Raw genomic sequence first — 17,204 nt, forward strand, 5'->3', positions numbered from 1 at the left:
TCTTTATCTTGATTCTTAATACTGCCATACATTATATTCCAGTTAGGTCCAAAAAAATTAGGCTCTTTAGCAAAGAGACTATCTTCTATCATAATATAATCATACTTCATACCATCCTGACCAAAGACATTGCCTACTAAACCTTCTTTTATAAACTTTCGATTATTATATTGATTTAATATCTCTTTATAACTTATATCATCCTTTGCTAGATTTAGTCCATATTCTTTCGCTTCTTTGTTTAATAGACTCTTTAATGAAACCATATGGTAATAGTCATTATCATACCATGACTCACCATACCCTACTTCTATCCTCTGCCTTAATAACTTTCTTAAGTGACCTTTTGAAAAGCTCTTTTTTAATTGCTCTAAATATGGTTTGGGTCTAGTTTCAACTTTTGTTTCAGTATTTGCCGCTTTATACATTTGGGCTGCGCCTGGGGCAGCTCTTTTAAAGTAAACTGGAGCAGTCCCTTTCTGTTCTTTAGTTCGATAAACTACTATCTGATTACTTTTGCTTCTTTTATTGTAATGGATTAACCGGGGGATATCCTTAGCATGTTCTACTTCTTTATAAGCATATACTTGGTATTTCTCTTTGCCATCTATTCTTTCAAAGGTATTCTCGATAATTCTGTCCATAATCGTTGCTGCTTTTTCTTTACAATCGAAAAAAGCAACAAATGAAAAGTCCTTATCTTTATCCTTAATAAACTCCCCAATCGTTGCTAATGGTCCGTAATGCATTGCTATATCTTTTAATTTAGTTTCAACGTGATACTTTTCTTCTAACTGTTGACCATAGGTTTTAGCATCAAAGGCTTTAATATCTTTACCTAACACTAAATTTTCTAGTTGAATAAATAACTTCTCAAATGGTCCATCTTTGATAAACGCCTTCATACCAGCGATTAATCCAGGAGCATCTATCCTTCTTTCTTGGATTAGTGGTCTATTATTATATTCTTGTTTTAAACAGAGATTACTATCTCCTACGAATCTAGTCATATCGAACCATTCTACTATGTTATTAATTACTATCGTTGTATAATCCCCAAGTCTTAATTCATTACCTTGGTCATTATTCTCTTTGATCAATATCTCTTTTACCGAATTAGAGATAGGCTGAGCTAGGACTATTAGAATTAAACCAGCTAATTTCCCGATTGGTATAGTACTTTGAATTAATAGTGACCCTAACATCATCATTGTCTCCATTACATGGGCGGCAATCCTGTTATATTTGACGATTAATTGGACGTCTTTTTTGAACTCTTCTATCTTCTTAGCCCTTTCTACTTTCCCAAGGCTTTGTAAATTATTATACTTATCCCAACCTTTTACCTCAACTATTGCTGGAGCCCAAACCGCAAAGAATGCCCCTAACTGTTCTCGACCAAATTCTTTTGTTTTAGCTAAGTCTTTCTCAAAATTTATCCTCTTACCTTTATTAAATTTATCATAGACCTTCTTAGCCTCATTGATTGTCTCTACCATACTATTAATATCTTCTACTCTATCCTTCGTCTTACTAATTACTGCCCCTACTATATTACCTGATATCCTTTCATTCACCACTTTGATATCTTCATCCTTAATCAAGCCACCTTCCACCTCTCGATTTGCTAATTCTACTTCTATTTCACTGTGTAATAAGGTACCATCTACTGCCTTTTCACCAACTTTAGATAAAATCGGATGCCCTTTAGAATAAGGGATGTAATTATTCTTTCCTATGCCTGTTCTACCTTTTAGTTGATATGGCTTCTTAGCAATATCAAATGTAAGTTCGCCAGTTTCTGTTATTAACTCACTAGCACTATTCCATGAATCTATAGCTGTGATACCTAAGTCAGTTAATGCTAAGAAGGCTTGTTGAGCTTTATTCTGTTCTTCTTGTTGGATGTTGTTGATTGTTCTGGTGTAGAATTCTGCTTGTTTATTTAATTGGTCATTGGTAGCATTATTTGATAATGTATTGTGAGCAAAAGGTTTGCCTTCACCATACTCTTGGTCTTTCTTTCTTATCCAATATGAATCTGTTTCTGCATAATAATAAACTATTTTCGTTACCACTTTTTTCACTCCTTTACTTTTATTCTTTTGTATTTATATTTGAAAACCTGAAATATATCTCCATTTCTTTTTTTAAATCTAGTAAACAATTCATATTTATTTTTCTTAAATTTTGATTCAGTCCAACCTGTTAATGTTAACTCATTATCTATCCTTCTTTTTTCTAAATATCTTATTTTATTACCATTCACATCGTATTTATACTCTTTGTACTTCTTTATTCTTCCATTTTTATCTTTAGAAATAAACTTTACTAAATCACCATTTTTATTATACTCTTGTTCACACCAATATGATATTGTGTTACCTTCTTTCTCTATATGTTCTATTTTCTTACCTTCTTTATTGTAATCGCTAACCTCTGTTTTAATAGTTTCTCCATTATAAACTGCTTCTTTAACCTTTTTCTTTTTATTACCATTTGGATAATAATCTATCTTATATTTTAGTTCTATCTTTTTCCCTTCCGTGCTAATAATTAATCCTTCTTTTGGGTCACCTTGTTGATTATAAAATATTTCTTTTCTTCTTCCTAGAAAATCTTCTATTTTTTCATGTTTCAAATTACCATTTTGCCAATACTCAAATTCAGCCTCTTCTACTGTCTCACCATTTTTATCCTTCTTAATATAACCTATCTTTTGACCTTGACTATTATATGAATATTCTTGATAAAAATATTGCCAGCCTGTAAAGACCCTTTTTAACATATTACCATGCTTATCATATTCCCATCTCTTTATCAGTTTTTTGGGCTCCTTTGAGTTATATACTTTCACATTATAAGATGTTTGTTTTATCATATTTCCATACTTGTCATACTCATATTTTCTTTTTACATATTCCTCTCCTGTCTCTATATTCTCATATATCCTTGCTGCTACCACATACTTCTCATTAGGACCTAACTTTGACATATCTAACTCTGAGCCATCTAATAACTTATCTTGACATCCGGTAAGCATCACTAAAATCATTAAAATACTTAATACAAATGCTATTCGTCTAGTCTTTTTTCTCATTTTCTATATCTCTCCCCTTTTCAGTAACTACCTCTTCATCTTCCAACTTTTCTTCTTCATTCGCATTATAAAAACTCCAATCGCCATACCTATAAGTAATATAGCTACTCTAGTAATACTTTCCTTTAAGCTATTATAACTCATAGTTTCAATAACCAAAAATACAATTACTGTCTTCCAATGTACTTCCCTAATTTTAATACCAATAATTAATCCCGCTATCAATACTAAGCCCATTGAAATAAGAATATATCCTAAAATCCCTATACCTCCACTATTTAAAAGTGTAATAGATAAAATCAAATTAACCACAACCATTATAGACAGAATTCCTAATGAAGTCTTAAACTTTGAATTAAAATTAAGCATTTAGATTTTCCCTTCCTAATAAGTAATTATTTTCAATTTTTTTGCTTACCGACTTCTTTTCTACCAAACTTAATTATATATGTTATATAATTACAATAACATTATATTATAATTAATTTTATCAATCAAGAAAAAATTACCATTAAATGTGAAATATTAATTCCCTATACAGTAAAAAAGGTCTACCCAAAAAGATAGACCTACAGATTATCAACTTGCTTCTATTCGTTTATCTATTACTCGTTTGCTCTTGCCTACTGTTCTTTCTAAAGACTTAGGTTCTAATAGCTTAACTTCTGGGTGTAATGATAGTACACTACTTAATTTCTTATATATCTTCCGCTCAATCTCTTCTAAATTACGAAAGCTACCTGTAAATTGATCTGGCTTTAATTCAACCTGAATCTCTAATTCATCTAGATGTCCTTCCCGTTTAATAATCATCTGATAATGAGGAGCTACCTCCTCTACTTCTAATAGCACACTCTCTACCTGAGATGGGAAGACGTTAACTCCACGAATGATTAACATACTATCAGTTCTGCCAGATACCTTTTCCATGCGGGCAGTCGTTCTGCCACAGACACATTGCTCAGTTGTTAAACGAGAGATATCCTTCGTCCGATATCTAATTACCGGAAACCCCTCCTTAGTTAGCGTAGTAAAAACTAACTCTCCTTTTTCTCCTGGTGCCACTGGCTCTTTAGTTTCAGGATCAATCACTTCCGGAATGAAGTGATCTTCGGAGATATGAAGTCCTTCTCCTTCTACACACTCTCCGGCCACTCCAGGTCCAATTAACTCACTTAAACCATAATTATCTGTTGCATTCATCCCCCACAATTCTTCTAACTCTCGACGCATCTCTTCAGTCCAAGGTTCACCGCCGAAGAGTCCGGTTTTAATACCTAAATCATGAGGATTAATCCCCATTTCTTGGGCGACCTCACCGATATATAATGCATATGAAGGAGTACTAACTAAAGCGGTTGTGCCAAAATCTTTCATCATCATAATCTGTCGTTCAGTATTCCCTGCCGAAGCAGGAACGACAGTTGCACCTGCTTTTTCTAAGCCATAATGCAGACCAAAACCACCAGTAAACATACCATAACCAAAACAGATCTGTACTATATCCTCATCAGTAACTCCAGCTTGAGTAACAATCCTTGCAATCAGATCAGACCAAGTTTCTAAATCGTTAGCTGTATAACCGACTACTACTGGTTTACCGGTAGTTCCTGATGATGAATGCACCCTAACGATATCCTTCATCTTTCTTGCAAAGAGACCATAAGGATAATGCTCTCTTAACGCATCTTTAGTAGTAAAAGGTAACTTTCTTAAGTCGTCTAAAGTCTGAATATCTTTTGGTTTAACACCTTCTTCATCGAAACGTTCTCTATAAAAAGGGACTTCTTCATAAACATAACTAACTACCTGCTTTAATCTTTCTAATTGTAATCTTTTTAACTGCTCCCTACTTATCTGTTCACACTCTGTATCCCAAATCATTATTTTACTCTCCTTTCCTACCATTCTACAAAATAAGGATCTTACATCAATCAATTGATAACACACTGCATATATGCCGTCAATATGATTCCACCGCTTGTCGTTCGCTTCGCCTCCGACGAGCATGGACGCTCTAGTGTCCCGAAAGGCACAGGACGTGCCGATTTTGAGGGACCTGCTACACTCACTCTCAAAAACAAGATTTAGATGGAGTTTCTTTGCTAGATTTTAGATGAAATCATCTCCTACTAATCAACTCTTTAACTTTAAAATTACTATCTTCTTCATAATACTCACCATATACCTGCTTTAAATGCTGCTTATCATAACCTGGAGTTAATAGACTGACTATTGGTACGATTACTAAAGGAATTAAAATTGCTAGGGAGCCGATTAGTGGTATATATTGAGCTTTCATCTGAAAGTATGCTGATAAACCTAAAGAGATTCCTAAACCACTAATTAACCCACTCCAAGCACCTACCTTCGTAATCCCTGACCAATATAGACCATATAAATATGGCGCTAAGAAGGAGCCGGCCACTGTTCCCCAAGAAACAGCCATTAAAGTTAATATAACCGCTGGTCTTGTGATGGCTATTACAAATGATAATAAGACGAAAGCTAAGCATAAGAGCCTCATCAATAACATACTATGCTTATCAGACATATCTGGTTTAATAAATCCTTTAAATAGATCAATTGCTAAAGTAGAACTAGAAACTAAAACGAGTGAAGATAAGGTTGACATCGAAGCTGAGAGAACTAGTAATAAGATTAAGAAGGCCACAGCTTCTGGCATCACCTTAACTATTAATTGAGGAATTAATAAGTCAGCATTGGCTACACCATTAACTAACGGCAATTGGTCAAAGAAGACATGGGTTGTCGCCCCGATAAAGTAAGCTGCCCCCGTCACCAAAACTCCAAAGAGAGTAGCTACAATCATAGCCGCTTTAATTGATTTTTCATCTTTAATTGTGTAGAAACGCTGAACCATCTGTGGTAAGCCCCAACTCCCTAAACTAGTTAGGACTACTAAAGATAAGAGAGGAATCCATCCTGGAGGCCCTACTATATCTACTAACTCAGGATTAACCTGCTTCAAGCTATCCCAAATACCAGCCAATCCACCGGCTGCTGGATGAGTAAGAATAAAATAAATCATCACTACAATACCGATAACCATCACAATTCCCTGCACAAAATCGGTAATTGCCACCGCTAAATAACCGCCTAAAAGCAGAAATAAAGCAGTTAACGCTACCATAATTGCTAATGCCCAAATATAAGGAATTGCAAATACTTGTTCAAAGAAGTAACTTAAGCCCATATAGACTGACGCAGAATAAGGTACAAGAAAGATAAAGATAATTAAAGAAGAGAATATCTTTAAGCCTGATGATTGATACCTACTCTCTAAAAATTCCGGCATAGTCATTGCGTCTAACCTCATTGTAATCTGCCGTGTTCTTTTAGCCAATACTTTCCAGGCTAATAGACTTCCAACCACACTATTACCAACCGCAATCCACAACGCAGATAATCCAAAGCCCCAACCTATCTTTCCAGCATAACCGATAAATAAGACAGCTGAAAAGTAAGTAGTGCCATAAGTAAAGGCCGAAACCCACGGACCAATACTTCTATCACCAAGAAAATAATCGTTAAGCGTACTCACCTTCTTCATACTTAAATAACTCAAAAACAATAAACCACCTGCAAATAACGCTAAAATACCATATTTAATCATTTTTAACAACCTACCTTCCTTCCGTTCTCCATAAAGATATTCTTTCTTCATCCTACTATTTATAGAGTCTACTATGAAGCTAAAATGTGCATAATCAATTGATTATGCTCAACAGCTAACTTTTAACTGCTGCTACTCCTCAACTACCATATCCCTACAGACCTACTAACAACCTACTCTTAGTGATACAACACTTTCCTTTTACTCCTACTAATTATTTATCTTTCTATAAATGCTTTAATTTTCCTTCTTGTTAGATGGATTTTATTAAAGAAACAAATTTCATAATTAATACAAAATTTTTGGGCGTCAGCAATTAATTATGTGCACTAGTGCAAGTTTCCTTCCCTATGCTCTACATCATACGCAAAGAGTGCATAACCTATCTCTGCTACTGTCAAATCTACCTCCATTGATAATCGCCTAACGATAGTTATAATCTTTAAGTAATCATCTGCTGTGAATGATTCTTTCTCTGTATCAAAATAGCCGATTCGCCAAAGGGTTGCCCAGACTCTAGTATCAATTACACAATGCTTCTCTGGGTCTAAGCTAGTTAGGATGGCTGACGCTGTTGGAACTCCAACTCCAGATAGACTGGCTAGTAGCGTTAATTGGGCAAATTCATCTTCTAGTTGATAGACGATCTCTGTTATCTTTTCGACACGATAAAGAGAGTTCTTCTTAACATGGTAAGAGCTACGAGTTGAATTTAGATGAGCTAGGCGATATAGCTCGTCTTTAGTCATATAACCTTTCTTATGATACTCTGCTCCTAGTTCTTGTAATTTGGCCGGATACAGACCAGAAGTATTAGGATACAACTGAAGATACTTGCTGAGATCTATTGACCCGATATTATTCTTCTTTCTATACTTCTCTTTTAAGTCAGCAATTATCCAATCTGGTGCTTTAATAGTTCCTAAAAGAACTTCGTCTTTATTCTTGGGGCCATGACAATCAGACCCACCGGTAGTTAATAAGCCATTCTTCTTTGCTAATTTAAGATATCTACTAGTCGCAGATTGGTCATGCTTAGAATAATAAGTTTCTAAGCCTTCAATCCCCGCTTCGATTATCTTCTTTACTAGTTGATCATCCTTTAATAGACTTGGATGAGCTAAGACAGATACTCCCCCAGCTCGATTAATGATCTCAATTGCCTCTTTTGGCGTCAATTGAGCTTTAGGTACATAAGCCGGGCCGTTATCACCGATATACTTATCAAAGGCAGCTGATATATCCTTAACCTGCTTAGCCTCTACCAAAGCTCGAGCAATATGGGGTCTACCTACGGCACCAGAATCTGCAATCTCTTTTACTCTTTCCCAGGATACCTCTATCCCTAATTCATTTAACTTATCTACCATCTTTTCGCCTCGTCTACGCCGAAATTCTTTCAATTCAGTTAATTTAGCTAATAAATCTTTATCGAGATAGTCAACATAGTAACCTAAGATATGAACTTCCTTATCTCCAACATAAGTGGTAAACTCAATCCCAGCAATCACTTCCAATCCTAGCTCCTTAGCCTGAGCCATAGCTGGCTCAACTCCTGCTAATGTATCATGATCAGTAATTGCAATCGTCTTAAACCCTTTCTTCTCTGCTTCTACAACTAACTTCTGGGGAGTAAATGAACCATCAGAAGCAGTAGTATGTAAGTGTAGATCTACATTCTTCATCTTTTAACCTCCATCTCCTATTCTATTCTTTGCTTAGCACTTCTTATTAAATTCGGCTAATTTATTCTGATACTTAATCATTATACCAACAAAAGTAGCATGTGACCAGGTTAAAGGAGCTACCGATAGTCCTTCATTCTTGTAAGGATGGATCTGTTCGGGTAATAGATTATCACTATAAGTATGATCGACAACCCAATTAATTAATTCTTCAGCTCGCTTTAAGTCCTCTTTACCTTTGGCTATCTCTATATACCAATCAGCTAACCACAAGGTAGAGATAATCCATGGATTACCTGGCACTCTTTCTAAATAATCAGTACTTCTAAAATAATAGTCTCCTTCATACCTCGCTATGCCACCAACTGTTGTCTTTACCCATAACTTTTCCTCAATCGCTTGCATCGTATTGACTACGCGTGGATCATCAGGAGGCAGAACACCAAAGTAATAAACTCCAAAGAGACTACTTTCAACAGCTTCATCATTTATGATCTGATCATCTACAGTACTAATCATTCTTATAAACCTACCTAAATCTTGATCATATAGATGACTTAACATGCCTTCTTTAATCTCCTGAGCTGCTTTTTGATATCTGTCAACTTTCTTTTTGTCACCGAACATATCAGCAAAAGTAGCTGCTTCCTGCAAAGCACCATAAACTGCTGCCGTAGTAAAGGTTAAGATACCTCTTCTTTCTTCCCAAAGATCATAACTAGGTCGTGGTAACTTCAGTTTTTGATCTCTATAATCAACAAGAAAATCAGCGGCTTTCTTAATTAAAGGTTCGTATAGCTGTTGGATAAATTCTAGATTCCCACTTTGGCGATAATAATTACCCAAAGCAAAGATTACCAAAGCTGTTTCATCCTCTTGAATCGGTAGTTGAATTTTGCCATCCCTAATCCAAGGATGCCAACTAGAACCAACCGAGCCATCAGGATTATATTTATGTAATAGATAACCATCAGGATTAATAACATCCTTGCAGAAATTAAAGAAACGTTCAGTAACCGTATGATAGCCAGCTTGATCAAGGTAATAAGCAACTAAAGCACCATCCCTAGGCCATAGGTAGCTATAATGGTCACGATTAAAGTCCAAGATATCAGAATCATTAGCCGCCGTAATAGCACCACGATTATCTATCTGGGTTCTAACGGTCAGTAAGCTCCGGTTAAATAATTTCTGCCATTCTTCAGGAATTTCTACACTGGGAATATAGCATGCACCATTCTTATTAACCCAAGAAGACCAATAATTATCAGTCTCTTTAATAAGCTTATCTATTCCGTGCTCCAAGACATAATTATTCAAATCCTTAACTTCTTGGTACTTAGTTCCTGCAGCTATCCAATAATCAACTTCACTACTCCCATTAGAAGATAGTTTCAATTTAAAACTGATAGTGCTATCCACAGAGCCCTGAGCAATCGGATTACTAGCTAAATCTCCATCTTCAGCGTCGCGCCAAGTTCCTTCGGCGCCCTTAAAGCCTTTAATTCCCGTAGAATAATTATAGATACCATCTGTTCCATTTTGACCATTAATTAAGAAGTAACGTTTGCCTTTATAATGCATAACTCCTTGTAACATAGGCTCATACAGAGCCGTATTCCCTATATCTGAACCAGAAATCCGAAAGTCATGGGAGAAGAATAATTTACAACTGCGCTCTTTTTCACTTAGATTCTTTACTTTAACCTTCTTAAGGTAGATATCTTGATTATAATGAACCGCATCGATCATCTCTAATTCTAATTCTGCTTCTGAATTAATTAGAGTAGTGTCAGTTACTAAGCTATTCTTTTTATATCCTAGTTCCTGCTCCCAACTCTCATCTACCCAATAAAAATTGTCATCAATCATAACTCCTATTCTCATTTTATGACCATTCAAATGATTCTCAGATCCCACATAGGGATAATAGAAATCTCTCATAATTGCATGTTGATCAAAGTTAATTAAGATATTTCCATTACCAATCACTAAATCTCTAGCCATAAGTAAATTTCCCCTTTTCCTTATTCATTATTTTAATCCTGTTGTCCTATGATTATGATTGCTACAATTGTCTTATACCCGTTGTTACTTTCTGCATATTATAGCAATAATAATTTAAACTGTCAATTATGTAAAGACCGCCAGCCTGATTAGACTAGCGGTCAATTTTATTCCTAATATTTATCTATTAACTTTACTCCGCTATAGAAATGAAGCAAAATTCTATCATAATTATAACCTGCTTGGGCCATATTAGCCGCTGCTACCTGATCCATTCCTACATTATGTCCCCAGCCGCCACCATAAAAGATGAACTGTTCTGGTAGGCCATCATTTCCATACTGCGTAATAATAAAGAACCGACTACTCCTTAAACCACCAAAGAAAGAACGTAAACCTCGCTCAATTATTTCTTCTCCAGTTGTTCCTACTACTCGAATCGCTTTAACTGTACCTCCTTCAGCCCTAGAGATAGGTATTAACCTCTTAACCTTACCAACCTCTAATTTATCAGCAATATCCTCAGCTTTAATGATTCGTTGCCATCGATAACGATTAGGGCTTCCATAACTTAACTGAGCAGAGTAAGACTGTGGAGAACTCTTTAACCAATTCTGTAACTCATAAGGAGGTAGTGGAAATTCTCTCTTTAAATCTCCTTTTTTAGTTGCACTCTGTCCACTTGTCAAGGTCGTAGTCACTCCTTGTAAATACGGAACCTTACCGCCCCAGACATCAGCACTACTTTCAGTATGCCCACCGGAATTAGCACTATAAACAGCATTAACTGGCTTTCCTTCATAGGTCATAACCTCACCTAAAGTCTCATTAACTGCCTTAGTTGAATTAGGATGTTCTCGAGTTATACCTCGATAAGATGCACAATGTACTGTAGCACATAAGTCATAACCATCTTCAGCATGTTTACCTAAATGAAAGAGTGTATAACTCCTTGCAGCTACCGCTTGCACTTTTAAAGCTTCTAACGGCCAACTTGCCATCATCTCCGATGGTACTACAGAATATAGATAGGCTTCTAGATTCACTAAGTTAATGACTGTAAATGAATCACTATTTGGATTAATTTCAATCTCCCCACGATACTGCCGATCTTCTTGCCCAGCCCAATAATAGCCTTGACCATACTTTATATTATGAAGCAAGATCGGTGCTGCTTCACCTTGAGCTTCAATAATTACTGGTTCAAAAAATTGCTGCTCTAAGTTGCCTTCTTTATCTAAGAGTTTTACTCTTCCATCTTCTTGAGCAACTAACTGCCACGGTTCTTTCGCTTTACCTTTAAAAAGAATCTCTTGAGTATCCTTCCTCTTAATAACAAATTGCGATTTAACTCTAAAGGCTAAATACTCTCTTGCTTCAGCTAAACCAATTCTTAACTGTGGTAAATCACCCTTATTCGGTACCGGCTCTATTTGGGCGAAAGTAACCTTCTTTTCTAATACTTTCTCTTGCTCTTCTTTTTCCTCTTCTTTCTCTTGCTCCGGAGGTAAGAATAATTTAGGTTTTAAATCCTTTAAAAACTGCAGCCTCCTCTTAGCCAATAGATGCCTTGGATTATCAGCTAAAACTTCTTTATATTTACTAATTGCTAACTTGTATTCTTTTAATTTCAAATAGTCTTCGGCTAAATTAAGGTGTATATTTTCAAAGCTACCATCTTTATTAAGAGCTTTCTTATAAGCATCAATCGCTGCTTCTCTCTGACCTAAGTCATCCTTAATTAACCCAAGATAATAATAAGCCATCGCTGTATCAGAATCTAATTCCAAAGCTTCATTAACAGCATCTAAAGCTAATTGATACTCTGTTTGATTACGGTAGATCTGAGTTAAATATAGATAAGCTGATGTTAAGATTTCCTGATCATTTAGATTTCTTACCGCCTTCTTTAAATATGGGAGTGCTTGCTGATACTTCCCTAGATTATAATAAAGTTCCCCCAAACTATAGTATACTAAATAATCTTCAGTTCCAGCTTTAACTACCTGCTGATACTCTTCAATTGCCGCCTGATAATCATTAATTGTGGTATAGAGAACAGCTAGATTCTTCCTAGCTTCTAAATCAGTCTTCGACTCTGTTAATATCTTCTTATATAGTTGAATACTCTCCTCGTATTTACCTTGATAATACTTCAGTTCAGCCTCTTTTTCTAACTGATTTAAGTTATACTTATAGGCTAAAGTAAAGTTTTGATTCTTAGTTTTAAAGACGAAAGTTACTGTAAATAATATTAAAAAGAATATAACTGTAATAAATAGTAAGTTTCTGCTTCTTTCTGTATTAATCACCCTCATCCCTCCATATTATAATTATATCTTAATCTATATCAATTCACAATCTTTATTATTAAAATTTTAACTAGTAATTCAAGGAAAATATTTTGTTATATAGAAATAATAAGGTTGAGACTGAGGTTAAGATTAAGATTAAGATTAAGATTAAGATTAAGATTAAGATTGAAATTGAGGTTCAATGGTTTTAATTGTCAATTGTCAATTGTCAATTGTCAATCGTCAATTCAAACTCCAAACTAACCTCTTAAATATCAGATTTATTCAACCGATAACATATTATAAATAAAATGAGGTGTTATAATGTTCTATCCATTAAAGTTTAAACCGATCTATAAAGAAAAAATCTGGGGTAGCGAAAGTTGGAAATTAGCTGCGCATGAGAATGGAAATAGTGTTGTTATTAATGGTCATTTCAAAGATAGAAGTTTAACTGAGCTAGTTAATGAATACTGGACTGAAATTATGGGTACTGAAATCAGTAAAGATAATTATGATAAATTCCCTCTGTTAGTCAAAATTTTAGATGCTAATGATCGGCTTTCGGTACAGGTTCACCCTGATGATGAATATGCTGCTAAGTATGAAGACGGTGAATTAGGCAAAACCGAAATGTGGTATATTATTGACGCTGAACCTGGTGCTGAACTGATCTATGGACTTAAAGAAGAAGTTACTAAAGAAGAGTTCACTAATAGTATTGATAACGACACGTTAGTCAATAAGCTAAATAGTATTCCAGTAAAAAAAGGGGATATCATATTCATACCGACTGGAACGGTCCATACAATTAAATCCGGAATCTTGCTAGCGGAAATCCAACAGAACTCGGACACTACTTATCGTGTCTATGACTGGAACCGACTAGGTAATGATGGCAAACCTAGAGCACTCCATATAGATAAAGCTTTAGATGTTATTGACTTTGACAGGACAAGATATGAAAAATCTAAAAGCATTAAATATAGTACTGATAGATACCAACGTGAGATTCTAGCTATCTGCGAATACTTTGTTGTTGAAAGACTAATCGTAAGTGATAAGTTCATCGGTGAGCTAAAAAAAGAAAGATTCGAAATATTACTCTGTTTGGATGGTCAAGCTAAAATTGAATATGATTCTAGTGTAATACGGCTTAATAAGGGAGAAACAGTACTAATCCCTGCAGCATTAAATAAGTATACTATTCAAGGAGAAGCTGAAATCTTAAAGTCATATATTACTAATAGACCGGGGGACTTAGTTACCCAATTGCTTGATGATGGCCTTTCTAAAGAAGAAGTTGCTCAAATTGGAGGAGCAGCAGAATTTTTATAAACTCTTATAAAAATAGTCGATATACTTCAAATTCGAAATATATCGACTATCTAATTTAATTTCAAATATATTTTTTGCCCAAAATTAAAATATTGTACTCTCTTAATTTAAACCTCCACTAATTATTCCTATTCAATACCGTCTTCAGCCATGAATTCTTTAAAGAAGACAATGAAGACGCCAAGCATTAAAGCCAAAACCCCAGCAATAGCTATATTAAGCTTTGTATTAGGGCTAACTGGATTTTGCGGAGCTATAGCTGAATTTACTATATTAATTTGATAAGTCACTTGATTCAATCGTTGCCTAGCTTTGTTATATGCTACTTTAGCACTTTGATAATTATTTCTGCTTGTTTTTAAGCTATCTTGTAATAGCTCTTCTTGTTGTCTATAATCAGCTACTTGCTTCTGCAAATTAGCTATATCCTGCTTTAATTCTTTAACCTCTGATGTAGAAGAAGCTAATTCTGATTCTGCAGCAACTAATTGTTCTTCTAAATTACTCTTCTGCTGTTGTAATCTGTTATATAACGGATTTAATATTTCATTTTCTGTGATTAAACTATTTATCAGCTTTTCATCCTTAATAATTAACTCTAGTTTTCTTAAACTTCCTTCACTAATTCTTTCTTCAGTTACTAAGAATTGATTAATACTGTTTAATTGACTTGCAACTTCCTTTAACTGTGAATTATTGCTTTTAATTTTCATCTTTAAATTAGCTACCTTCTCTTGAAAACTAATTAATCTCTGTTGCTTATTTTGAAGTTGAGAAACTAATAATTGTAAGTTAATCCGCTTTTTAAAATCAGTCCATTTGTTTAAAGCAATTTTATAATCTCTTTTAATCTTATTCATACTAGTCTTTAGGTTTTGAAGATATCCTCTATTATTTTCTTCTATAAAACCTATTACACGTTCTTGAAATAGATATAACCACTTATTTAATATCTTTTGGGCTAATTGTGGGTCATTATCCTTAAAATTGACTGTTACTAAATTAGTATCTTCTTTAATACTTAATTCGGCTGACTTTTCAAGATTTTTAATAGAAGTTTCAGACCGTTCTTTTAAATTAAACTCATTTATTATTTTTTCTTCTATACCAGCATTCTTAAAGAAGGACAGATATTCACCCTTACCTATCTCTTTATTACTTAACAAAGTGAAAGAAGGGGCTAAAAATTGTGCCTCTGTCTGATAAACTGGTGCAATAAAGAACTGACTAACTAACCCTGCAATTAATATGGCCGCTATGAATAATCCAATAATGATTCCTTTGCCATCCCATAATAGATTAATATATTCTCTTAAATCGATCTCATATTCATCATAATACCTTTCCTCATTAACTACTACTCTTCTTTCATCATTATTCACTATTATTTCCTCCTTCTAAAACTAATCTATAATCCCTTGCACCATTTTTAGAGCTGCAGACTTAAAATCTTTTAATTTAGCCTCAGATTGCTCTTGGTCATCACCAACTACAGTAAAATAGATCTTAATCTTTGGTTCCGTTCCCGATGGTCTAACCGTTAAAAGACTATTATCTTCCAATAAAAATTGAAGCACATTTGCTTCTGGCAAATTCAATGTCGATTCTGTATCTTCTCTTAAGTTATACTTCTTACTAACTAGATAGTCTTTGATTACATCCACTCTCTTATTAGCGATCTCTTCTGGTCTTTTAGTCCGTAGTGTCTCTAATATCTTCTCTATCTTCTTTTGCCCAGTCTTGCCTTTAAGTACGATTGATTCTAAGTCCTCTAAATAATGACCATACTTATCCATTAACTGATTTAATCGTTGGTATAAAGTCAATCCTTCTTGCTTATAGTATGCTGCCATCTCAGCCACTAAGGTTGCTGCTATTACTGCATCTTTATCCCGGACAAAAGTCCCCACTAGATAACCATAGCTCTCTTCAAAACCAAGTATAAAGTCTTTATCTCCTCTTTCTTCAAACTCTTTTATCTTTTCGCCAATAAACTTAAAACCGGTCAGAGTATCGATTACTTCTACTCCATACTCCTTAGCAATAGCTCTGGTCATCTCGGTAGTTACTATCGTCTTTACGATAACACCTTGGTCTGATAAGGCACCTTGTGTCTGTTGCTGGGATAAAAGGTAATCGGTCAATAATATACCTATCTGATTACCAGTTAGTGAGATGTAGTCTCCTGTCTCACCCTGCACCAAAACCCCTAGCCGATCAGCATCAGGATCAGTCCCCATAATTAAATCAGCAGGGTCTTTCTTCGCCATATCTAAAGCTAAGTTAAAGACTTCGGCCTCTTCAGGATTCGGATAGTCAACCGTAGGAAATTCAGGGTCTGGAGCTTCCTGTTCAGAAACTACCCGTACATTACTAAAGCCAACCTCTTTTAACGCTCGGCGTACTAATTTGTTACCGGTTCCATGGATAGGAGTATAGATAATATCAAGTTCTGAGCCATTTTCGTTAATAAACTCTGGATTAGTAATCAAGCCTTTAAGTTTAGCTATATACTTATCATCAATGCTAGAACCTATCATCTCAAATAATCCTTCATCTATTGCTCCTTCTTTAGATTGACGCTTAATCATAGCAAAGTCATCAATCTCTTTAATCTCAGCTATGATCTCTTCAGCTCGCTGAGGCACTATCTGTCCCCCATCACTCCAATATACCTTATAACCATTATACTCCGGCGGATTATGACTAGCAGTAATCACAACTCCCGCCGTAACTTCTAATTCTCTAACTGCAAATGACAACTCTGGCGTTGGTCTTAATTCATCAAAGAGATAGACCTTAATTCCGTTGCCGTTTAGAACCGCTGCTGTTTCTAAAGCAAATTCTCTTGATTTAAACCGTGAATCATGAGCAATAACTACTCCTTTAGCTTCATCACCTTGATTTAATATATAGTTAGCCAAACCCTGGGTAGCTTTACGGATCGTATACTTATTAATACGGTTCGTTCCAGCACCGATGATACCACGTAAGCCCCCGGTTCCAAATTCAAGGTCAGTATAGAAACGATCTTCAATTTCGGTTTCATCATCAGCAATGCTCCTTAATTCTTCTTTAGTTTCTGTGTCAAAATAATCGTTTTCTAACCATTCTTGATATCTATCGCGATAAGACATAGTTAT

The 17,204-nt window shown here is 35.0% G+C and carries 11 protein-coding genes; 1 reads left to right on the plus strand and 10 read right to left on the minus strand.

The window, feature by feature from the left end; all coding sequences use genetic code 11:
- The 8 genes from BM077_RS12275 to BM077_RS12315 form a co-directional block, all read right to left on the minus strand.
- The coding region (locus tag BM077_RS12275; RefSeq protein WP_143079004.1) for a hypothetical protein at positions 1-2,078 on the minus strand (2,078 nt) is incomplete at its 3' end.
- Between the two features lie 5 nt (positions 2,079-2,083).
- Positions 2,084-3,100 (minus strand): RHS repeat domain-containing protein, encoded by a 1,017-nt coding sequence (locus tag BM077_RS12280; RefSeq protein ID WP_089750777.1) that lies wholly within the window; start codon positions 3,098-3,100, stop codon positions 2,084-2,086.
- A gap of 27 nt (positions 3,101-3,127) precedes the next feature.
- Positions 3,128-3,469: a hypothetical protein gene (locus tag BM077_RS12285; RefSeq protein WP_089750779.1), complete on the minus strand. Its 342-nt coding sequence runs from the start codon at positions 3,467-3,469 to the stop codon at positions 3,128-3,130.
- Between the two features lie 210 nt (positions 3,470-3,679).
- Positions 3,680-5,008 carry a phenylacetate--CoA ligase family protein gene (locus BM077_RS12290; protein ID WP_338140367.1) on the minus strand — a complete coding sequence of 443 codons (1,329 nt, stop codon included), beginning with the start codon at positions 5,006-5,008 and terminating at the stop codon, positions 3,680-3,682.
- 214 nt (positions 5,009-5,222) lie between these two features.
- Positions 5,223-6,788 (minus strand): sodium:solute symporter family protein, encoded by a 1,566-nt coding sequence (locus BM077_RS12295; protein WP_218124694.1) that lies wholly within the window; start codon positions 6,786-6,788, stop codon positions 5,223-5,225.
- Between the two features lie 278 nt (positions 6,789-7,066).
- On the minus strand, positions 7,067-8,422 hold the full coding sequence (locus tag BM077_RS14095) for a PHP domain-containing protein (RefSeq protein ID WP_255361641.1): 1,356 nt from the start codon (positions 8,420-8,422) through the stop codon (positions 7,067-7,069).
- Positions 8,423-8,455: 33 nt separating this feature from the next.
- Positions 8,456-10,429 carry a glycoside hydrolase family 15 protein gene (locus tag BM077_RS12310; RefSeq protein WP_089750784.1) on the minus strand — a complete coding sequence of 658 codons (1,974 nt, stop codon included), beginning with the start codon at positions 10,427-10,429 and terminating at the stop codon, positions 8,456-8,458.
- A 173-nt stretch (positions 10,430-10,602) separates the two neighbouring features.
- Positions 10,603-12,741, minus strand: a complete 2,139-nt coding sequence (locus BM077_RS12315; RefSeq protein WP_176941730.1) for a SpoIID/LytB domain-containing protein — start codon at positions 12,739-12,741, stop codon at positions 10,603-10,605.
- Positions 12,742-13,047: 306 nt separating this feature from the next.
- Here BM077_RS12315 and manA point away from each other — a divergent pair, with 306 nt between their 5' ends.
- Positions 13,048-14,061, plus strand: a complete 1,014-nt coding sequence (gene manA, locus BM077_RS12320; RefSeq protein WP_089750788.1) for a mannose-6-phosphate isomerase, class I — start codon at positions 13,048-13,050, stop codon at positions 14,059-14,061.
- Between the two features lie 128 nt (positions 14,062-14,189).
- Here the strand turns inward: manA and BM077_RS12325 are convergent, their stop codons facing one another.
- Positions 14,190-15,443, minus strand: coding sequence for a GumC family protein (locus BM077_RS12325; RefSeq protein WP_089750790.1), 1,254 nt, complete (start codon positions 15,441-15,443; stop codon positions 14,190-14,192).
- Positions 15,444-15,464: 21 nt separating this feature from the next.
- The gene (locus BM077_RS12330; RefSeq protein WP_090003558.1) at positions 15,465-17,198 is read right to left on the minus strand and encodes a phospho-sugar mutase; all 1,734 of its coding nucleotides are present in this window, start codon (positions 17,196-17,198) and stop codon (positions 15,465-15,467) included.
- Positions 17,199-17,204: the final 6 nt, after the last annotated feature.

The organism is Candidatus Frackibacter sp. WG13 (assembly GCF_900114655.1).
GTDB lineage: Bacteria > Bacillota > Halanaerobiia > Halobacteroidales > Acetohalobiaceae > Frackibacter.